At 61.9% G+C, this 19,836-nt stretch carries 17 protein-coding genes; 3 read left to right on the top strand and 14 right to left on the bottom strand.

Annotated elements, in window-relative coordinates:
• Nucleotides 1–73 precede the first annotated feature (73 nt).
• From P3T25_RS16940 to rfbF, 14 genes are all read right to left on the bottom strand, one after another.
• Nucleotides 74–2,131 (bottom strand): hypothetical protein, encoded by a 2,058-nt coding sequence (locus P3T25_RS16940; RefSeq protein ID WP_429358443.1) that lies wholly within the window; start codon nt 2,129–2,131, stop codon nt 74–76.
• Nucleotides 2,132–2,221: 90 nt separating this feature from the next.
• Nucleotides 2,222–3,226 (bottom strand): N-acetylneuraminate synthase, encoded by a 1,005-nt coding sequence (neuB, locus tag P3T25_RS16935; protein ID WP_429358442.1) that lies wholly within the window; start codon nt 3,224–3,226, stop codon nt 2,222–2,224.
• Nucleotides 3,227–3,310: 84 nt separating this feature from the next.
• Entirely contained in the window at nt 3,311–5,086 is a 1,776-nt protein-coding gene (locus P3T25_RS16930) for a thiamine pyrophosphate-binding protein (protein ID WP_429358441.1), read from the bottom strand.
• A gap of 45 nt (nt 5,087–5,131) precedes the next feature.
• Entirely contained in the window at nt 5,132–5,746 is a 615-nt protein-coding gene (locus P3T25_RS16925; RefSeq protein ID WP_429358440.1) for an acetyltransferase, read from the bottom strand.
• Between the two features lie 25 nt (nt 5,747–5,771).
• Nucleotides 5,772–6,944, bottom strand: coding sequence for a UDP-N-acetylglucosamine 2-epimerase (neuC, locus tag P3T25_RS16920; protein ID WP_429358439.1), 1,173 nt, complete (start codon nt 6,942–6,944; stop codon nt 5,772–5,774).
• Nucleotides 6,941–8,086: a DegT/DnrJ/EryC1/StrS family aminotransferase gene (locus tag P3T25_RS16915; RefSeq protein WP_429358438.1), complete on the bottom strand. Its 1,146-nt coding sequence runs from the start codon at nt 8,084–8,086 to the stop codon at nt 6,941–6,943. The genes neuC and P3T25_RS16915 overlap by 4 nt, the downstream gene beginning before the upstream one ends.
• On the bottom strand, nt 8,083–9,072 hold the full coding sequence (locus tag P3T25_RS16910) for an NAD-dependent epimerase/dehydratase family protein (RefSeq protein ID WP_429358437.1): 990 nt from the start codon (nt 9,070–9,072) through the stop codon (nt 8,083–8,085). Before P3T25_RS16910 ends, P3T25_RS16915 begins: the two co-directional genes overlap by 4 nt.
• 95 nt (nt 9,073–9,167) lie before the next feature.
• A complete protein-coding gene (locus P3T25_RS16905; RefSeq protein WP_429358436.1) occupies nt 9,168–10,556 on the bottom strand; it encodes a nucleotide sugar dehydrogenase in 1,389 nt (462 codons plus the stop codon).
• A 14-nt stretch (nt 10,557–10,570) separates the two neighbouring features.
• Complete coding sequence (locus P3T25_RS16900; RefSeq protein ID WP_429358435.1) at nt 10,571–11,656, bottom strand: NAD-dependent epimerase/dehydratase family protein; 1,086 nt, start codon at nt 11,654–11,656, stop codon at nt 10,571–10,573.
• A 7-nt stretch (nt 11,657–11,663) separates the two neighbouring features.
• A complete protein-coding gene (locus P3T25_RS16895) occupies nt 11,664–12,605 on the bottom strand; it encodes a glycosyltransferase family 2 protein (RefSeq protein ID WP_429358434.1) in 942 nt (313 codons plus the stop codon).
• Nucleotides 12,602–13,033 carry a GtrA family protein gene (locus P3T25_RS16890; RefSeq protein WP_201128588.1) on the bottom strand — a complete coding sequence of 144 codons (432 nt, stop codon included), beginning with the start codon at nt 13,031–13,033 and terminating at the stop codon, nt 12,602–12,604. Before P3T25_RS16890 ends, P3T25_RS16895 begins: the two co-directional genes overlap by 4 nt.
• Before the next feature lie 49 nt (nt 13,034–13,082).
• Nucleotides 13,083–14,402 carry a lipopolysaccharide biosynthesis protein RfbH gene (rfbH, locus tag P3T25_RS16885; RefSeq protein WP_429358433.1) on the bottom strand — a complete coding sequence of 440 codons (1,320 nt, stop codon included), beginning with the start codon at nt 14,400–14,402 and terminating at the stop codon, nt 13,083–13,085.
• The gene (rfbG, locus tag P3T25_RS16880) at nt 14,399–15,466 is read right to left on the bottom strand and encodes a CDP-glucose 4,6-dehydratase (RefSeq protein WP_429358432.1); all 1,068 of its coding nucleotides are present in this window, start codon (nt 15,464–15,466) and stop codon (nt 14,399–14,401) included. Before rfbG ends, rfbH begins: the two co-directional genes overlap by 4 nt.
• Entirely contained in the window at nt 15,463–16,233 is a 771-nt protein-coding gene (gene rfbF / locus P3T25_RS16875) for a glucose-1-phosphate cytidylyltransferase (protein WP_429358431.1), read from the bottom strand. Before rfbF ends, rfbG begins: the two co-directional genes overlap by 4 nt.
• A gap of 763 nt (nt 16,234–16,996) precedes the next feature.
• On the opposite strand from rfbF, the gene P3T25_RS16870 reads away from it, so the two are divergent.
• Genes P3T25_RS16870 through P3T25_RS16860 form a run of 3 tightly spaced genes read left to right on the top strand, consistent with a single transcriptional unit; the run spans nt 16,997 to nt 19,824 of the window.
• Nucleotides 16,997–17,842 (top strand): glycosyltransferase family 2 protein, encoded by an 846-nt coding sequence (locus P3T25_RS16870; RefSeq protein WP_429358500.1) that lies wholly within the window; start codon nt 16,997–16,999, stop codon nt 17,840–17,842.
• Entirely contained in the window at nt 17,839–18,795 is a 957-nt protein-coding gene (locus P3T25_RS16865; protein WP_429358430.1) for a UDP-glucose 4-epimerase family protein, read from the top strand. Before P3T25_RS16870 ends, P3T25_RS16865 begins: the two co-directional genes overlap by 4 nt.
• A gap of 9 nt (nt 18,796–18,804) precedes the next feature.
• Nucleotides 18,805–19,824 (top strand): MraY family glycosyltransferase, encoded by a 1,020-nt coding sequence (locus tag P3T25_RS16860; RefSeq protein WP_429358429.1) that lies wholly within the window; start codon nt 18,805–18,807, stop codon nt 19,822–19,824.
• Nucleotides 19,825–19,836: the final 12 nt, after the last annotated feature.

Below are 19,836 nucleotides of genomic sequence, written 5' to 3'. Positions count from 1 at the left end.
AGCGCCGTATGGAGGACGCCGCTATTTGAGTTTATCCTAAGGATAGCATGTTGATCCACTTCATATTAGGGCTTCACCAGGCACGAGCGCCGAGCGTCCAGACGCCATAGGCCTGCCGTTGGCGGTCGATCAGCGCCGGATGGGACTGCTTTGCATATGCATAATCCGGCGGGTTTGCGTAAATCAGCTTGTAGTCCTGGCCGTCCGAGATATACACGTATTCCGGCGTGCCTTGCGGATGGGGTTGCATCGTGGCGGGGCGCGCCATGTAGTCCGGAAAGAGGCTTGGAATGTCGCCATGCACTTCGGCCGGCACAGGCTTGTTCGATAGTATCTGGCGATACGGGGTTCCGTTCGCCGCCAGCGGCACTGCGGCTGGATACGCGCCGTGTTCACGCTTGTAGCGCGCGAGCTGCTCCGCGATCGCATACATTTCCGCGACGCGGTCTTCCGCCTCGATCTGCTCGTACGCCATGTCGATCGTCGTGAAGCGATCGGCTTCGCGGCGCCAGTTTTCGCCGTGTAGATACATGTTTACCACTTCAAGCACATGCAGCGTCTTGAACGGCACGAGTCCGTTATACAGCGTGATGATCGCGTGCGGCTGCCTGAAGTCCAGGTTGGCGATGTTGTAGCGCTGACGCAGGAACGTATTGGTCAGCAGCGGCACCGCAGGGCTCCAGTCCGTGTATTCGGTCACCCCGACGCCGAAGCGGTCGCGCGTGCCGTACACCGTAATGAGGTTGCCAGTGTATTCGTAATTCCAGACCATCCGGTTGCCGATCCGCGTGTCGAACGATTTGTCGTCGATTACGAAAGTGCGCACGTCTTTCAACTCGGCCTGGTGATCGCGGACGAAGTCCATGATCGCGATCTGACGGAACCAGTCGCGCCACAACTCCGATCCCGTGTTGAACGCGCTGCCGACCGACGCGCCCACTACATATGCGACCAGCAGGTTGCGGCCGAACCAGCGCCACACTCGCCATCCGCCGAATGCAAGGTCGGCGCAATTGATTGTCGCGATGATCAGCAGATCCAGCCCGGCGATGGCCGGCATGATGTGTCGGCTTTCGTAGAAGCTCGTGAGATCGGGCACTTTCCCGACGACGATGTAGGGGTACGTGGCGGCCGCGAACAGCAGCAGGCCGAGCACGACCTGTATCGCGATGAAGCGCAGCGTCGGGCGTTCCTGCGTACGCGGAAGCAATTGCAGCAGCACGAACGAGATCACCACGCCACCGGCGACCAGCGGCCCGGGTGTATGCGAAACGGCATATGAGAAGAAGTCGCGCAGCACCGGCGCGACGAGCGTGAACGACGTGACAATCGTCGACAGCACTTCGTGGCGGGCGATTTCGTTGTAGCTATCGTACAGTGGGGATTTGATCGTCGTGAGCCGCTTGGTCAGCAGAAAGACGAGCGGCAGCGCGATCAGCAGCGCGTTTCTACGCGCGAACGCGAGCAGGTGCGGCAGGCCGCGGCGCGCGATATCGCGCAATGCGGGCACGATGACGCGGGGCGTGCGAGCGACGTCGGCCACTTTCGGCAGCGGCGCGAGCGCCACCTGTCCACGCAAGTCTTCGTAGAGCAGGAATGCGAACATCAGCGCGTAAAGCAGCAGCAGCGAGTTCAGATAGAACGAGAAGAAAAAGAACGGAATGCTTAAGATGATCGCTTTGTGGCGGCTGCTGTTCGCGACGAAAACGGCCGCGCCGATCCAGAACGCGGCGATGTAAACGTTGTAGAACGCGACGCTCGTCAGGAAGCGGACCAGCGACACGTGGGTCGCGCAATAGATCAGGAACAACTGGAACGCCTCGGGTCCGAGCACGCGTTTTCTGCTGCGCAACACATAAGCGAACGCGGCCGCGGACGCGACCCAGGCGACGAGCGCGACACCGCGCATCGCCAGCGACGGCGAGGCCAGGGAATTGATGAAGTTGGTCGCGTAACCGCCCCACCAGATGCCGAGTTCCTTGCCGATCCGGATCATTTGAGTCGGATCCTGGAAGATCCAGACCCAGTCGTCCCAGAAATAGCCCGGATTACAAAGGATAAATGCTGTCCCGCCGAACATTGCGAAAAAAGCGATGGGGAGGCGTCGAATCCAGAGATCCGCCTGATTCATTAAGCTACTTCCTTATTGTTGGCGACTGAGCACGGTGCGCACAGGCGCGCCTGCTCTGGGGCAGGCGCGCCTGTCGTGCGGGTGCGATTATTAGATCAGTTCGTCTTGCGCGTAGTCGCGGCCGGCCGGATGGCCGATCAGCGAGTCCCAGCGGGCCGGGGAAATGCCGTTGCCGGGCCGTCTGATGGAGAGGTTCTGTTCGGTGAACGTTTCGCCTTTCGCGATCGGGCGAGCGGCGACGATGCTCTTACGCGCGATTTGCCGGTTCGGCAATTCGGAAGCGGTGGGGCGCTTGCGGCCGTCACCGAGTGCGACGCCGACGCGCCGGATCGCACGAACCATCGCGGCGAGTTCGGCGGGCTCGAGGCTGGCCTTGTGATCCGGACCTTCCATCGTGCGGTCGAGCGTGAAGTGCTTTTCGATGACCTGCGCGCCCATCGCGACGGCGGCGATCGGAATTTCGATGCCTTCGGTGTGGTCCGAGTAGCCGAAGGTTGCGCCGGGGAACGCGGCCGCGATCGTCTGCATCGCACGCAGGTTGATCTCTTCGGCCGGCGCCGGATATTCGGTGGTGCAATGCAGCAAAGTGAGCTTGTCGATCGGCACGCCGGCGCGTTCGCAGGTGTCGACTGCTTCCTCGAGTTCGCCGAGCGTCGCCATGCCTGACGACAGGATGATCGGCAGGCCCATGCTCGCGAGTTCGCGCAGGAACGGAATGTTCGTCAGGTCGCCCGACGACACCTTGAACGCGCTGACGCCGAGCGTCGTGAGAAAGCCTGCGGACTCGATGTCGAACGGCGTGGACAGAAAACCGATGCCTTTCGACTTCGCATAGGCCGCCAGTTCGCGGAACGCGTTTTCGTCCAGCTCAAGTTTCTTGAGCATCTCGAACTGGGTTTCCGTGTGACCTGTTGTGCGCTTCTGGTAGTCGGCCTTTTGCGCTGTGCGCGTAACGAGGGCCTCGGTGCGGAAGGTCTGGAACTTGACGAAGTCCGCGCCGGCTTGCGCCGCCACGTCGACGAGTCGATGAGCCAGATCCAGTGAACCGTTGTGATTGACGCCGGCTTCGGCGATCACTATGCAACGCTCGCTCATGTCAAGCATCCTTCAAGAATCAAAATGGCATTCGATGGTGTGCGCGGGGCGCCGGCAGCGATGCCCGTGGACCCGCGCGCCGGATCAGAGCGATTGCGCCAGGCGGCGGTTTTCTTCGATCTCGTCGGCCGGCAGGAACGGGAACATGTCGTCGAGCGGCTTCGATTCGATCTTGCCTTCGGCGTTCTTGAACGACGTCGCCTTCGGCGAAATCCACTGTTCCGGCGAGACCATGACTTCACACAGCACCGGGCCGTCCGCATTCACGACGTCGGCCAGCGATTGACGCAGCGTGGAATGCTGGCTGACCTTCACGTAGTCGAGGCCGAACGCTTTCGCGAGCGCTTCGAAGTCCGGATTGTAGACGTTGGAACTCGGACCGCTGCCGACGAAACGGCCTTCGAAGAAGTTGTTCTGTGTGGCCTTGATCGAGCCGTAGCCATCGTTGTTGAATACGAACACTTTGACCGGCAGCTTGTTTGCACCGATGGTCAGCAATTCCTGGCCGTTCAGCATCAGGCTGCCGTCACCGGTGATGCACAGCGTGCGCTTGCCGGTCGCATAGTGCGCGCCGACCGCGGTTGGCAGATCCCAGCCCATCGACCCCCAGTTGCCATTCAGCGCCGCGCGCTGGTCCTTCTTGATCTTGAACGCCTGGTAAAAGCTGACGCAGTCGAGACCGTTGCCGGTGACGACCACATCGCCTTCGGCCGCGACGTCCGACAGCGTGTCCATGAACACGTACGAGTTGATGAATTCGCCGTCGGCGCGGAGCTCCTCCGGCACCATCGGGTAGCGCTTCTTCCACGTCGCACACAGGTCGAGCCACGGGCGATGCGCGCCTTCGTAGCCGCCGAGAGCGCCGAGCAGGCCCGGTACGAAATCGCGCAGATCGGAGAGGATCGGCAGATCCGCTTTCAGCGGGTGCCCTTCGAGTTGGCCGGCATCGACGTCGACGAAAATCTTCTTGGCGCCGACCGCGAATTTCTTGGTTTCGAAGCCCGTCTTTGCGACGCAGAAGCCGACGCCGAGACCAATGACCAGATCCGAGTTCTGAAGGATGATGTTCGCGTGACGCTGACCGGCCGTGCCGAACACGCCGAACGAATATTCGTTGTCCCACTCCAGCAGGTCTTTGCCGGTGTACGGGATCAGCGTCGGGATTTCGAGCTTGTTCACGAGTTCGAGCACCGCCTCGTGCATGCCGGACAAACGCACGCCGTTGCCGAGAACGAGCACCGGGCGCTTCGCCGTCTTCAGCGATTCGAGGATTTCCGGCAGATGCTGGGCGCTCGGATCGGCCTTCGCTTCTTCGCCTTCCCAATGCGGCAGCGCGTCCCAGTCGACCTCGGCCGACTGCATGTCGAGCGGCAGTTCAAGCCACACCGGACCCGGGCGGCCCGATTTGGCGATGTGATAAGCCTTTTCCAACTCGCTCAGAATCGTGTTCGGATCGCGCAGCGAGACCGCATACTTCGTGACCGGCTTGACCATCTCGAGCACGTTGCCTTCCTGCGGACCGACCTGGCGCACCTTCGTGTAGTCGGCGACCAGGTTGGAGCGCACCTGGCCCGACACGACCAGCATCGGCACCGAGTCGTACCATGCGCCGACCACGCCGGCCAGCGCGTTGACCGCGCCGGGGCCGAAGGTCGCGAAGCAGACGCCGAAGCCGTTCATCCGCGCGTAGCCGTCGGCCGCGATCGCGCACGCCTGCTCGTGGTAATTGCAAACATAGCCGAGCTTCTTGCTCTTGCCGAGCGCATCGAGCAGATACATGATGCCGCCGCCCGACAGCATGAAGACTTTACCAATGCCGCGTTCTTCGAGAAAACGGATAACTGCGTCAGATACGTTCATAACCAGCTCTTTAAGATGTTAGGTGTAGCGCTGCTTGCCGAAAAATTAGCGCTGAAAATAATCGCCGTCCGCGACGTCGGCGTCGACTACCGCGCCGGCCGCGACCAGTGCGTTGTTGCCGACCTTCACGCCGGGCAACAGCGTCGCGCCAGCGCCGACGAATGATCCCTCGCCGATTGTCGCGCCGCCGCACAGCGTGACCGAAGGCGCGATGAAGCAGTGCGCGCCGACGACGCAGTCATGGTCAATGCTGACCGCCGTGTTGATCACGGTGCCCACGCCGATCTTCGCGTGCGGCTGCAAAATCGCCCCGGCCATGATCTGGCAACCCTGCGCGAGTTCGACTTCGGCGCTGACGATCGCAGACGGATGCACGACCGACACGAACGAGAAGCCTTGCGTGGACCACAGGTCGAACAGCTTGCGGTTCACGCGGCTCTTCACCGTCGCGCCGATGCCGTTCGCGAGCTGCGCGCCTTGCGGATCGAGCTTCGTCATCCATTCGTCGCCGCCGATCACCGGCACGCCGAGCACAATCGCACCGACCTCGAGCCGCGGATCGATCAGGCCGGCAATAGTCGCGCCGCCTACCGTCAGCGCGTCGATCACGACCTTCGCGTGACCGCCGCCGCCTAGCACATAGAGTTTCGTATTCGTCATACTTCGTTCGCCGACATCGCTGCCGTCATAGGTGAAAATCGAAGAACTTCTTCATCAGAATGTTCGACAGATCGCAGGTCTTCAGCACCTGCTTGATCTGCGGGGCCGCGTGCCCCTTGCCGTACAGCGACACGTCCGCCGGCAATTGCGCGCGGAACTGCGGCGATAGCGCGCGCTCGACAGCCTGCACGATCGATTCGGTGTCGTCGGCGCAATCGATCACCGACACGGCCTTCAGACGGCCGCGCTGGCGGTCGCCAATGTTGACTGTCGGCACACGCAGCGCGGGTGCTTCGATTAACCCGCTCGACGAATTGCCGATCACCACGTCCGCGTTCTGCAACAGGCTCAAATAGCGCTGCTGGCCGAGCGAATCGAAGAACCTGGCGCGCGCCGGATTCACCACGGTGAACTCGCGGATCACGCGGGCGATCGCTGAATTGCCGGGGTCCGCGTTCACGCCGGTAAACACGATGTTCGCCGTCGGGAAGCGTTCAAGTGCACCGATCAGCGCGTTGGCTGCGATGGCCGGATCTTGCGCGTTCAGGGTGACCGGGTGATAGGTCACGGCGAACACCGGTGCGTCCAGCGGCAAACCGGTGTGTGCGGCTAGTGCGGCGCGGTCTGGCAAAGGCGTGCGGGTCAGATGGTCGAGCCCTGGCGCGCCGAAATCGAATACCGCGGCTGGGTTCTCGCCGAGTTGCAGCACGCGGTCGCGATACGCGCGGGCCGCCACGAAATGCAGATGCGACAGTTTGGTGACCGCGTGACGGATCGATTCGTCCATCGCACCTTCGCTCGTCTCGCCGCCGTGAATATGCGCGACCGGGATTTTCATCAGCAGCGCGACTTGTGCCGCCGCGAGTTCTTCGTAGCGGTCGCCGAGCAGCACGATCAGATCCGGCGCGAGGCGTTCATACGCGTCGGCCAGGCCGATGACCGCGAGGCCCGTCGACTTCGACGTGGCGACACCGGAGTCGCCGGACAATTGCATGTCGACTCGCGCGTCGATCGGAAAACCGTCGCGCTCGATCACGTCGACCGTGCGGCCCCATGCGTTGCACAGGTGTGCGCCGGTGACGATGACCTGCAACTGCAAATCTGGATCCTGCTGCACTTCTCGCATCACCCAGTACAGGTGACCGTAGTCCGCGCGCGTGCCCGTGACGAAGCAGATCCGGCGTCGCGTCGTACTCATGAACCGGCGACCTCGCGGCGAACGGCGGCCACCACCTCGTTCAGTTGCTCGTCGGTGATGCCGGTGGAGCAGGGCAGGGTCACGATGCGTTGCCAGATGGTCTCGCACGCATGCAGATCGCCGCGCGGCGCATCGGCGAACGGCGCCTGGTAGTGCAGCGGCTTCCAGAACGGGCGAGCGTCGACGCCCGCCTCGCGTAACGCTGCGCGCAGCGGCGCGGAGTCGCCGGTCTTCAGGATGAAGCCTGAGAACCAGCACGCGCTTTGCGCGAATTCCGGTGACGGAAACGGCAGCGCTTGCGGCAGATCGCTGAACGCTTCGTCGTAGAAACGGGCGATGGCCCGCTTCTTTGCCACGAACGCGTCCAGCAACTCCATTTGCGCGCAGCCGACGGCCGCTTGCAGATTCGTCATCCGGTAGTTGAAGCCGACGCGATCGTGATCGTAGTCAGCGCCGACGCGGGCGGTCGTGGTCAGGTGGCGAACGAGGTCGACCAGCTTCTTGTCGTTGCCGGAGATCGCACCGCCGCCGCCGGCCGTGACCGTCTTGTTGCCGTTGAACGAGAACATCGTCAGGTCGGCGCCCATGTCGCCGAGCGGACGGCCCTTGTAGGTCGCGCCGAGTCCGGCGGCCGCATCGGCCACGATCGGCACGCCGAACTTGCGGGCGGTCGCGACGATCGGGTCCATGTCCGCCGGCATGCCGAGCGTGTAGACCGGGACGATCGCGGCGACGCGCTTGCCGGTTGCGCGATGCACCGGCAGTCCGTCGACGCCCGGCGTGGTTTCGTTTTCGAACGCGTTCGCGAGCGCGACCGGATCGAGCGTCCACGACGCCTCGTCGATGTCGAGCAGCCAGGGCTGCGCGTGCGCATGCGCGACCGCGTTGGCGGTGGCGATGAAGCTCAGGCCAGGAACCACCACGAGATCGCCAGGCTTCACGCCGACCGCGAGCAGCGCGGCGTGCAGGCCGGTCGTGCCAGCCGATGTCGCGACCGTGTACGCGTAGCCGGACGCTTCGCTGATCTGCTGCTCGAAGCGCGTGACGAACGGACCGACGGTCGACACGAACGTGCTGTCGATGCACTCGTTCAGATACTTGCGTTCATTACCGGCGAGATTGGGGATGGCTAACGGGATCATTGCGCGGTCGTCCCATGGCCTTCGAACACGGTTTCGCGATACCAGCGGTACGTCAGCGCGATGCCTTCGTCGAGGCCGACGACACCTTGCACGCCGGTCAGCTTGTCGAGCAGGCGCGTGCTCGGGCAGCGGCGCGCGGGCGAACCCGGCGTGGCTGCCTGCGGCACTAGCGTCAACTGCCGGCCGACCGCCGACACCACGGCGCTGGCGACTTCGCCGATCGTAACTTCCGGAGATTCGTTGCCGATGTTGACTGTCTGGCCGACCGCGCTGTCCGACTCGGTCAGCGCGCGAATCATCCGCATCGCATCGCTGACATAGCAGAACGTGCGCTTGTGGTCGACGCTGAACACGTCGAGCGAGTCGCCGTCTTTCGACTTCCACGCCTTGAACAGCAACTCGGGAATTACGTGCGACATGCCCATGCGCGGACCGTACACGTTGTGCAGGCGGACGTTGGTGACTGGCAGGCCGCTCATGTTGCACATCGCTTCGCCGTACAGCTTCGACAGCATGTAGCTGGTGCGCGGCTGTTCCAGCGCGGTAAGCGCGATCGGCGTCGTTTCCGGCGTCGGGATCGGCATGTCCATGTGGATCAGCGTGCCTGCGTAGACCTCGGAGGTCGAGCTGAACAGTAGGCGTTGCAGCGCTTTCTGGCGGCGCGCGAGGTTGATCACGTTCTCGGTCATGCGCACGTTCGCGGTCAGCACTTCGTACGGACGTTGCAGCACGTGCACGACGCCGATGATCGCCGCGAGGTGGTAGATGTGCGTGTAGTCGTCATCGAGCGCTTGCAGCGACGTTTCGTCGAGTAGATCCGCGTTGATGATCTTCACGCCGTATTTGGCGACGGCTTGCTCGATGAACGGGTCCTGCACGCCGCGTTTGAAATTGTCGAGAAGATGGACCGTGTGTCCTTCTTCGCCCAAGCTGTTGGCAAGATGCCCACCGACGAAACCGACACCGCCCGTAATCAAAACTTTCACGTTCAACTCCTGTATGTTGTATGCCAGCGCATTTCCGTACGCCGTCAGTTCGGTGCAGCCGAGGGCGATTGCCGCGCCCGCTGCCCGCTCTGTGATTAAGCGCGCGTGCCTCGTCCGATTGACTCGACGCGGCAGCCCAGCGCGGCGAACTGCGCGCGCTGGTCGTGCGACAGACAGTCGTTGGCGTCGAGGATGTACGGCTTACGGCCGCCAAGCCACGCGGCCGGCTGCAATGCGCGGAATTCCTTGTGCGGCACAGCAAATACAACCGCGTCGACATCCGGGCAGGCGTCGAGACTCGTCGCGACGTCCAGTTCGAGTTCGTCCCAATGGCCGAGCAGCGGGTCGTGGCAACTCACTTCCGCGCCTTCGATCACCGCGCCTTCATAGAACGGCTGCGACGGCGAATAGCGCGTGTCGGCTACGTCCTGGCGATACGAAATGCCGGCGAGCAGCAGGCGCTTGTCGGCGAGGCTGCCGAGCGCGCCGCGGACCTTGTCGAGCGAATAGAGCGGCATGTCCTGATTGATCTTCACCGCGCTGCGCGACAGCGGGAACTCGATGTCGGTCAGATTGAAAATGTCTTTCGCGGCCAGATCGGCGAACAGCGGGTCTTTGGTCAGGCAGTAGCCGCCGACGCCGAAGCCCGGTTGCTTCATGTTGTTGTGCGTTGGACGTTTGCGGATCGCGTTGATGACTTCGAACATGTCGATTCCGACCTTCTCCGCGAAACGGCCCCATTCGTCCATGAACGCGATGTTGACCGCACGGTAGCTGTTCTCGAGCACCTTCGACGTTTCCGACGCCGTCGTGTGAGACAGTCGCGTCAGCGGGAATTCGGCGACGTTGACGACGTGCGACAGGAAGGCCTCGCATGCGTCGCCGGCTTCGGGGGTGTCGCCCGCGAACACTCGCCAGAAATCGGTGATCGACGCGAGGTAGTTGTCGCCCGGCATCACACGCTCGTAGGCGTGCGCGAGCAGGAAGGCGCCGGCCTTCAGGCCGCGCGCTTCGGCGCAGCGGTCGAGCACCGGACGGATCACTTTCGAGCACGTGCCCGGCGGCACCGTCGTTTCAACGACCACCAGCGTGCCCGGCTGAATGTGCTGGCCGACCGTTTCGATCGCGCGAATGAACGGGCCGAATTCGAGGTGGCCTTCGCCCGTCAGATCGCCGATGTCGAAGTGCACGTCGACCACCACGATCGACGCCGCAGCGAGCACGCTCACGTCGGTGCTGGCCTTCAGATTGCCGGCTTCGTGCGCGTGTCGGGTTTGGGCGATCAGGTTCGTGTCGGTCGTGCCGAACGGGAACTCGCCAGTGTTGATTTTGCTGACGCGGTGCTCGCCGGTTTCAGTGGCGAGGTCGAGTCCGACCACGTCGAATACCGGTGCGCCGCCGTTGCGCGTGCCCGCACGGGCACAGGCGACTGCCATTGCGGCGCCGACAAAGCCAAGGCCTTGAATGCAAACAAGTTGTTTCATGTCGTACTCGGATATCAAATCGGGTTCGTTGCGCGGGTTCGCGCGCGATGCCACGCCATCGTGCGCCGGATCGCTTCTTCAAGCGGAATCGAGACCTGCAAATCCAGTTCGGTTACGGCGCGCTGCAGCGACGGCAGATACGCTGACGGCTTTAAGCCCGACACCGGCGTGCCCTTTATGCGCACCGCGTCCGGCGTGTCCGCGACCTTCGCGACCATGCGCGCCAGCTCGCCGATCGACACGATCTCGTCGCCGCCGATGTTATACGGCACGCCCGAGCGGCCGCGTGCCAGCACGCGGATCAGCCACACGACGAGGTCCGCCGCGTACAGGTACGAGCGCAGCGGCGTGCCGTCGCCGCCAACCACGATTTCGCGGCCTGCGAGCGCGTCGCGCATGAAGTTGCCGATCGCATAGTTGCTGTCGAGCGCGAGGTACGGGCCGACGAACGCGAAGCAGCGGGCGATCAGCGCGCGGTAGCCATGCCGTTGCGCGGCGACCGACGTCATGATTTCCATCATGCGCTTCGACTGGCCGTAGACGATCCGTTCGGACGCGTAGTCCGCGACGCCGGTCGGCCCTTCCACACAAAGGTCGTCGACGACCGAGTCCATCGGCGAATAGACCGCGCCGGAGGTCGTGATCAGAACCGCTTCCGAACGATGCGCTGCGGCCATGTCGAGCAGGCGGCGCGTGCCGTCAATCGCTGCGTCCAGGTGGCGCTGCGCCCAGTCGCCGGACTGTTCGAGGTTCGTCTCCGACGCTGCATGCAGAATGTGGCTGCACGCGTCAGTGGGGGCCTCGAAATCGGTCAGACTACCAGCGATGAAGTTCAGTCCCGTGCGGCCGCGCAGGTGCGGCGCACGCTGTTCGAGGAATTTCTCTGGCGACCGGCTCAGCACCGTCACGCGCAGGTTCAGCGCGTGCTTTTCATTCGCCCACAGCAGGCTCTCGAGCAGCCAGATGCCGAAGAAGCCAGTGCCGCCTGTGATGAAAAGATGGGCGTCGCGCAACTGCGCTAGATCGCCTTCCAGTTGGGCGGCGACATGTTCCAGATCGCGCTGGAACAGCGTGTGGCCGCTCGGAATCGTGTGCTCCATAAAACTCTCAGTCAAAGTTGATGCGTTCGCGCTCGACCACCATCGGCCGCTTCACCGTGTGCGTGACCAGCAGGCCGACGTATTCGCCGAGCAGCCCCATCAGCAGGAACAGCATGCCCATGAAGAAGAACACGCCGATCGCGAGCGGCGCGATGCCCATCTGGAACTCGCTCCACGCCAGCAGCTTGCGCACGAAGTAGTAGATGCCGGTCAGGAAGCTGAGGCCGCTCATCGCGATGCCGATCATCGTCGCGAGACGCAGTGGCGCCTTCGAGTGGTTGACGATGCCGAGCAGCGCGCTGTCGAGATAGACGAGGAACGTTCCCTTCGAAATGCCGCGCTTGCGCACTGGCTTGTCGAACGGCACTTCGGCGCGCGCGTAGCCGATTTCGCAGATCAGGCCGCGGAAATACGGATACGGGTCTTCGATCTTGCGCAGGATGTCCATCACGGCCCTGTCGTAAAGACCGAAGCCGGTGAAGTTCTGCACCTGTTCGACTTCAGAAATACGCGTGATCAGCGCGTAGTAGGCCTTGCGCATGAGCGGCATGAGGCCGCGTTCTTCGTGCTTGCGGCGCACGCCGATCGCCACCTTGAATCCTTCTTCCCACTTGCGGATGAAATCGAGGATCAGCTCAGGCGGATCTTCGAGGTCCGACGCCATGCCGATCACCGCGTCGCCTTGTGCGAGCAGCAGCGCGTGATACGGCGAGCGGATGTGGCCGAAGTTGCGGACGTTGACGATCGCCTTCAGACGCTTGTCTCGCGCGGCGATTTCCCGGATGACTTCAACGGTGCCGTCGGTCGATGCGTTGTCGATGAGCAGGATTTCGTAGTCGAGATGCGGCACCTGCGCCATCACAGCCGTAATGCGCTGATGGAGTTCGGCGATGTTGTCGCGTTCGTTGAAGCAGCCGGCTACGATGCTAATTAGTTTCTTGTCGCTCATCCGCGCTGTACTTTTTTGAAAGTGAATCGGTCGTGGCCGGCGTAGGAAATGGCTACGCTGACACTCATGAGCAAGCCTTGAGCAAGCCAGAACGGGATGCCTAGGACATTCACGAGTAGCCACAATCCGGCGATACCAATGAGCGCGCTGCTGCCGTACACCACGTAGCAGCGCAGGTATTCGCGCAACCAAGGCTCGCGCGAGTTGAATACGAAAAGCTTGTAGGTAATGAACGACTCTGTGATGCAGATTACGTTGGCGATCACACCGATCACAACGATGTGCAGATGCGGTCGCAATGCGTAGTACAAGCCGACGGTCGCGAAATAGCCGAAGGCGGTGTTGAGGCCGCCCACGAGCAGGTAGCGCAACATCTTCTTGCGCGTTTCCCGGTCGCCGGTGAACGCGGCTTTCAGCTTGTTCAACATATTGGCTTGTTGCCTTTCACAGAGTCGCTCCGTTCATTTGCCGGGCCGCTTAGAAATTCACGCCGAGGAAGGTTTCGATCTTCTCGGCGATATAGTCGAGCTGCGGCTGCTTGAGGCCCGGGAAGGTGCCGACCCAGAACGTGTCGTTCATGATCACGTCGGTGTTGGTCAACTCGCCGCTCACGCGGTAGTTGCGGCCGATCATGTAAGGCTGGCGCGTCAGATTGCCAGCGAACAGCAGGCGCGTGCCGATCTTGTTCTGGTCGAGATAGGTCAGTAGGTCGACGCGGCGCAGGCCGGCTTCCGGCTTCAGCGTGATCGGGAAACCGAACCATGACGGATCTGAATTCGGCGTCGCTTCCGGCAGGATCAGGAATTCGGCGCAACTGCTCAGACGGTCCTTCAGGTACGCGAAGTTACGGCGGCGCGCTTCGACGAACTCGGCCGCGCGGTCAAGCTGCGCGAGGCCGCAGGCGGCTTGCATGTCGGTGATCTTCAGGTTGTAGCCGAGGTGCGAGTACGTGTATTTGTGGTCGTAGCCTTCAGGCAGGTTGCCCAGCTTCCAGCAGAAGCGCTTGCCGCAGGTGTTGTCCTTGCCCGGCGGGCAGTAGCAGTCACGGCCCCAGTCGCGGAAAGATTCGGCGATCAGGCGAAGCTCCGGGTCGTTTGTGAACACCGCGCCGCCTTCGCCCATCGTGATGTGGTGGGCCGGGTAGAAACTCAGTGTGCCGATGTCGCCGAACGTGCCGACCATCTTGCCGTTGTAGGTCGAGCCGAGCGCGTCGCAGCAGTCCTCGATCAGCCAGAGGTTGTGCTTCTTGCACAGCGCGACGATCACGTCGAGGTTGTACGGGTTGCCCAAAGTGTGGGCCAACATGATCGCTTTGGTCTTTGGGCTGATCGCGGCTTCGATCTTCGAAGCGTCGATGTTGTACGTGCCCAGTTCGACGTCGACGAACACCGGCACCGCGCCGAATTGCAGGATCGGGTTCACGGTGGTTGGGAAGCCTGCGGCGACGCCGATGACTTCGTCGCCTGGCTTGATCGCGCGGTCGCCGAGCTTCGGCGACGTCAGCGTCGAGAACGCGACTAGGTTCGCCGACGAACCCGAGTTGACCGTGATCAGGTGCTGGACACCGATGAACTTCGCGAGTCGTTGTTCGAACTGATCGTTGAAGCGTCCGGTCGTGAGCCATCCGTCGAGTGATGCTTCGACCATCAACTCCAGTTCGCGCGAGCCAATGACCTTTCCCGACGGTGGAATGACCGTAACACCCGGTTCGAAGTCGGGTGCGCGCGTGGAAAGTTCGCCATACTGGCCGACCAATTGAATGATTTGCTCTTTGATCTGCTCTTTACTGGGATTCATTTGACTTGGTAAGCGTTGATTTGTGAAAGGGACAGCGCGCGCATGTCGGCATTCCGCAGGAAAGCCTGATGCCACTCGACGATGTGGTCGATCGCTTCAGAAAGCGTCCAACGCGGCGACCAGCCGAGCAGGCTCTTTGCTTTCGAGCAATCGAGTTTCAGATAGGTCGCCTCGTGAGGCTGCGGTGCTGCATCGCGCTGCCAGGCGGCGCCGTCGCCCCAGCGTGAAACTAGGTGCTCGACGATCCACTGCACGGGTTGCGTGTCGGAATCGTTCGGGCCGAAATTCCATCCGCCAGCGAATTTCGGGCCTTCCGTATGGAGTTTTTCGGCGAGCAGCAGATAGCCGCTCAATGGTTCGAGAACGTGCTGCCACGGCCGGATCGCATGAGGATTGCGGATCTGCACGGGCACACTTGCGCTGACCGCGCGCATCATGTCAGGAATCAGGCGGTCGCCCGCCCAGTCGCCGCCGCCGATCACATTGCCGGCGCGGCCGCTGGCGAGCGCGACGCGGTGTTCCGCGAATGCGTTCGGGTTGAAGTACGAATTCCGGTACGCGTCGGTGACCAGTTCAGCGCAGCCCTTGCTGTTGCTGTACGGATCGAAGCCGCCCATCGGCTCGGTTTCCCGGTAGCCCCAGACCCATTCGCGATTGTCGTAGCACTTGTCGCTCGTCACGTTGACGACTGCACGCACCGACGGTGTACGGCGCACTGCCTCGAGCAGATGCACCGTGCCCATCACGTTGGTGGAGTAGGTTTCAACCGGTTCTTTGTACGACAGACGCACGAGTGGCTGCGCCGCCATGTGAATCACGATTTCTGGCTGGTTTTCGGCGAAGACGCGTGCCAGATGTTCGAGATCGCGGACGTCGCCGATGACCGACTTCATGCCTTCGCCAACCCGCGCGGTGTCGAACAGGCTTGGCTCGGTCGGCGCAGCCAGCGCATAACCGCTTACCTCGGCTCCGAGTTGTTGCAGCCACAGGCAAAGCCAGCCGCCCTTGAAGCCCGTGTGGCCGGTTACGAGAACGCGTTTGCCTCGCCAGAATTGCTTGTTCATGCCCACACTTTCCACGGCGCTTGTTTCGAATTCCAAAGATCTTCAAGGTGATTCTTGTCGCGCAAGGTATCCATGGGCTGCCAGAAGCCGCTATGGAACCATGCCTGCATCTGTCCTTCGCGCGCAAGCCGCTCCATGGGGCCGCGTTCCCAAATCGTATCGTCGCCGTCGATGTATTCGATCACCTTGGGCGACAGCACAAAGAAACCACCGTTGATCCACGCGCCGTCGCCGTGCGGTTTCTCCTGAAAGCTGCGAATGAGGTTTTCCTGAACATCAAGCGCGCCGAAACGGCCGGGAGGCTGCGTTGCGGTCAGCGTGGCGAGCTTGCCGCCTGCGCGGTGAAATTCAATCAACTTCGTGATGTCGACGTTACCGACACCATCGCCATAGGTAAAGCAGAAGTCTTCGCCGTCGAGATACTGCGCAACGCGCTTCAGGCGGCCGCCGGTCTGGGTGTGCTCGCCAGTATCGATTAGCGTCACGCGCCACGACTCCGCGTTGTTCTGGTGAACTTCCATTGTGTTGTCGGACATGTTGAACGTGACGTCAGACATGTGCAGGAAGTAGTTCGCGAAGTATTCCTTGATAACGTAACCCTTGTACCCGCAGCACACGATGAAGTCGTTGACGCCGTGGGCGGAATACGTCTTCATGATGTGCCAAAGGATGGGGCGGCCGCCGATTTCGATCATCGGCTTTGGCTTCAGATAGGTTTCTTCGGAAATGCGGGTGCCCAAGCCACCAGCGAGCAACACTGCTTTCATTTAAATTGCGTCCTCTTTACCGGGTCGGGGGTCGGTGTTGTGCCGGATCTGTGAAATTCGATAGTCTGGTGCCGCTGCGAGTATCCGAACGTAGGACCGAATGCAGCTTGGCCGGCGCATTCAGCGAACCCGCAAGATCGACAGATTGGCGGTCTGCCATTTGTTAAGCGTCCGCCTAGCGGCCATTAGTACGACGTGCACACCGGGTGACCGACGTTGAGGCGTGCCTCACAGGGGCTCGGACAGCGGGTCTATGTTGTGAGTGATACTCAGCCGACGTAAGAGCGACACTTCCAGAAAACGTCAATTTGCTCGATCCGTTCCTAAATGATTGTCCGTCTGCCTTTAGCATAAACCTTTCATTCCCTTTACACTCCATAATAAGCAATGGGTTTGTAGGACTTTAAGATGCGGGCAGTACGGCCGTCCCGCACACCGCACAGGCCGGCAGGCGAGCACTAAAAATGAAGATTATACACAGTGACTTTTCTTTCCAGTCAACCCCGTCCGAGCCCGAGGACGCACGAATTGAAGCGCTTCCGACGCTTTATCGATCGGCGCGCGCCGAGGTGGTAGACGAGTCTGAGCAAGCGTCGGGCCAGAAATGCTGCTCCCTAGTCGGGCGGTCGGATTGTTGCGCCGGGATGTGGGACGAGAATTGCTTGCTTGGGAGACCAAATTTGCGCACACTTGCGAGCCGTTGCGACCAACTCCAGTTTTTATCAAAAGAACGGCGGGAAGGCGCGATACGTTACTCTTCTATATGAATGTTACAACTGTGCAGCAGCGCAACACTGATGGATTTTCGGTTTCGATTGTAGTCTATCGGCCTGATGCGGAGTTGCTGGCACGGACGCTCGCCAGCTTGGCCGCTGCCTGTGGCGAGTTGCGTCGCGGACGCCCCGAGTTGGCGGTCACGGTGTACCTTGTCGACAACGGAGGGTTGGTGAACACGCCGGCCGGCATGGACCTGCTGAAGGAGCAGGGCGTCTGCTGCAGCGTCGTCAGAGGCCACGGCAATGTCGGCTACGGACGTGGCCATAACCTCGCCATAGAGCACACGGCGAGCGCCTATCATCTGGTGCTGAACCCAGACATCGACCTCGATCCGACGGCTCTTGTTGAGGCGCTGGCGTTCTTCGGGCGACATCCGGAAGTCGGCTTGCTGACGCCGCGCATCGGAGACGAGAACGGCGGGCTACAGTACTTATGCCGACGCTATCCGACGTTGTTCGATCTTTTCGTGCGTGGGTTCATGCCGCACGGCGTGCAACGGCATTTCCGGCGGCGTCTGGCGCGCTACGAAATGCGCGATGTGATAAATGAGCGCGACGTGGTCTGGGATCCGCCCATCGTAAGCGGCTGTTTTATGTTGTTCCGCACGGATCTGCTGAAGCGCCTTGCCGGTTTCGATCCGCGATATTTCCTCTACTTCGAGGACTACGATCTTAGCCTGCGCGCGCATGACGTCGCGCGTGTCGCGTACGTTCCCGGCGTGCGCGTGTTGCATCATGGCGGAGGCGCATCGCGCAAGGGCTCGGCGCATATCAGGATGTTTGCTGCTTCCGCCTTCAAGTTCTTCAACCGATTCGGCTGGAAATGGCTGTGAGCAGAATTCTTGTTACCGGCGCAAACGGCTTCGTCGGCCGGGCTGTTTGCCGGGAATTGCTCTGCGGTGGTCGCGAGGTCACCGGGCTCGTCAGGAGGGCTGGCAGTTGCGTCGACGGCGTGCAGGAGTGGGTGCACGACAGCAAGGATTTCTCGGGGCTCGGCGCTGATTGGCCACAAGGGCTTTCGGTCGACTGTGTGGTGCATACGGCGGCGCGCGTTCATGTGACGCGCGACGCAGCGTTGGACCCGCTTGCCGAGTTTCGGGCTACAAATGTGGACGGCTCGCAACGTGTAGCCGAAGCGGCATACCGGCACGGCGCGCGCCGGATGGTTTTCGTCAGCAGCATCAAGGCCGTTGCGGAAACAGATGCCGGTCAGCCGTTGCGCGAGGATGATCCGACGTCCCCGCAAGACGCCTACGGCCGCTCAAAACTCGAGGCGGAGCAGGCACTGGCGAGCTTTGGCGCGCGTACGGGCCTGGATATCGTCATTGTCCGGCCTCCGCTCGTATATGGACCGGACGTGCGCGCGAACTTCCTCAGCCTGATGACGGCGATCGCGCGCGGCGTGCCCCTGCCGCTTGGCTCGGTCGGCGCGCGTCGCAGCATAGTGTATGTCGGCAACCTCGCGCAGGCGCTTGCGCAATGCGCAACGGATCCGCGTGCCGCCCGAGGCTGTTTTCATGTCGCCGACCGCGACGCCCCCACAGTCGCCGAGCTGGCGCGGTCTATCGGTCGGCACCTGCGCAAGCCGACCCGGCTCGTGCCCATGCCGACCAGTTGGCTGCGTGCAGCGGGCCGGTTGACGGGGCGCACCGAATCCGTCGACCGGCTGGTCGGCGACCTGCGCGTCGACACGTCGCGCATTCAGACGGTGCTTGGCTGGCAGCCACCCTATTCGACCGATGAAGGGTTGGCTGCGACAGCTGAGTGGTATCGCACAACGCATTGAGGCGTATGGATGTTGATGCAACACAACGCGGTTTTACCCTGGTTTTTCGAGCCGCTCGTCGGAGCCGGAACAGCGGTCGCCTGTGCGGGCATTCTTTGGTTTCTCCTCGTATCGGGGATCGCGTGGCGGCTCGCCACGGATATTCCTAACGACCGCTCCCTGCATACCCGGCCGACGCCGCGCATCGGTGGGTGGGGCATCGTCCCTGTGGTCGCGATCGCAATAGCGCTGTTCGCACCGTTGTTGTGGTTGACTGCGGCCGGGATGCTCTTCGTGGCGGCCGTCTCGCAGATCGACGACCGCCGGGGCCTGCCTGCCCGCGTGCGGTTCGCCGCGCACCTGGTTGTCGTGATCGCGGTCGTCGCCGTTTATCCGGCCCAGGTGCCGGTATGGCTGCTTGCGATTGTGGCGTTTCTGATGGTGTGGCTGATCAATCTGTATAACTTCATGGATGGCGCCGACGGTCTCGCCGGCGGCATGACGCTGCTAGGCTTTGCGGGCTACGCCGTTGGCGCTTCGATCAGCGCGCACCCTTCGTCGGAACTGGCCTTGGCCGCCACCGCGGTGGCGGGGGCAGCCGCCGGCTTCCTGATCTTTAACTTTCATCCTGCTAGGATCTTCCTAGGCGACGCCGGCTCGATTCCGATGGGGTTTCTGGCCGGTGCGTTCGGTTACTTGGGATGGCGCGACGATGTGTGGCCGATCTGGTTTCCTGCGCTGATCTTTTCGCCATTCATTGGCGATGCTTCAGTGACACTGCTACGGCGTATGCTTCGCGGAGCGAAAATCTGGCAAGCACATCGCGATCATTACTATCAGCGCATGGTGAGGTATGGCTTAGGACATGCGAAGACCGCTTGCGTCTGGTACGTGGTCATGCTGAGTGGCATAATCCTTGCCGAACTGTCCCTAGGCTGGCCCTCAAGGCTTCAATGGTGTAGCGTTGGCCTTTGGGTGGGTGTGCTGGCGTTGATCGGGATCGGCGTCGATTCGAGATGGCGTCGTTTTAACTCGGTAACTTTCGAATAACCTGAGGTGCGA

Source organism: Paraburkholderia sp. GAS32 (assembly GCF_050434225.1).
GTDB lineage: Bacteria > Pseudomonadota > Gammaproteobacteria > Burkholderiales > Burkholderiaceae > Paraburkholderia > Paraburkholderia madseniana.
The sequence above is the reverse complement of the archived record's forward strand: the minus strand, read 5'-3'. Positions and strand labels throughout refer to the sequence as shown.

What these genes read in the sequence shown, in the direction of transcription:
- P3T25_RS16940 (WP_429358443.1), bottom strand. Translation starts at nt 2,131, where the DNA reads ATGAATCAGGCGGATCTCTGGATTCGACGCCTCCCCATCGCTTTTTTC.
- P3T25_RS16860 (WP_429358429.1), top strand. Translation starts at nt 18,805, where the DNA reads ATGTTGATGCAACACAACGCGGTTTTACCCTGGTTTTTCGAGCCGCTC.
- P3T25_RS16870 (WP_429358500.1), top strand. Translation starts at nt 16,997, where the DNA reads ATGAATGTTACAACTGTGCAGCAGCGCAACACTGATGGATTTTCGGTT.
- P3T25_RS16905 (WP_429358436.1), bottom strand. Translation starts at nt 10,556, where the DNA reads ATGAAACAACTTGTTTGCATTCAAGGCCTTGGCTTTGTCGGCGCCGCA.
- P3T25_RS16900 (WP_429358435.1), bottom strand. Translation starts at nt 11,656, where the DNA reads ATGGAGCACACGATTCCGAGCGGCCACACGCTGTTCCAGCGCGATCTG.
- neuB (WP_429358442.1), bottom strand. Translation starts at nt 3,226, where the DNA reads ATGAGCGAGCGTTGCATAGTGATCGCCGAAGCCGGCGTCAATCACAAC.
- P3T25_RS16915 (WP_429358438.1), bottom strand. Translation starts at nt 8,086, where the DNA reads ATGATCCCGTTAGCCATCCCCAATCTCGCCGGTAATGAACGCAAGTAT.
- P3T25_RS16930 (WP_429358441.1), bottom strand. Translation starts at nt 5,086, where the DNA reads ATGAACGTATCTGACGCAGTTATCCGTTTTCTCGAAGAACGCGGCATT.
- P3T25_RS16925 (WP_429358440.1), bottom strand. Translation starts at nt 5,746, where the DNA reads ATGACGAATACGAAACTCTATGTGCTAGGCGGCGGCGGTCACGCGAAG.
- rfbF (WP_429358431.1), bottom strand. Translation starts at nt 16,233, where the DNA reads ATGAAAGCAGTGTTGCTCGCTGGTGGCTTGGGCACCCGCATTTCCGAA.
- neuC (WP_429358439.1), bottom strand. Translation starts at nt 6,944, where the DNA reads ATGAGTACGACGCGACGCCGGATCTGCTTCGTCACGGGCACGCGCGCG.
- rfbG (WP_429358432.1), bottom strand. Translation starts at nt 15,466, where the DNA reads ATGAACAAGCAATTCTGGCGAGGCAAACGCGTTCTCGTAACCGGCCAC.
- P3T25_RS16890 (WP_201128588.1), bottom strand. Translation starts at nt 13,033, where the DNA reads ATGTTGAACAAGCTGAAAGCCGCGTTCACCGGCGACCGGGAAACGCGC.
- P3T25_RS16895 (WP_429358434.1), bottom strand. Translation starts at nt 12,605, where the DNA reads ATGAGCGACAAGAAACTAATTAGCATCGTAGCCGGCTGCTTCAACGAA.
- rfbH (WP_429358433.1), bottom strand. Translation starts at nt 14,402, where the DNA reads ATGAATCCCAGTAAAGAGCAGATCAAAGAGCAAATCATTCAATTGGTC.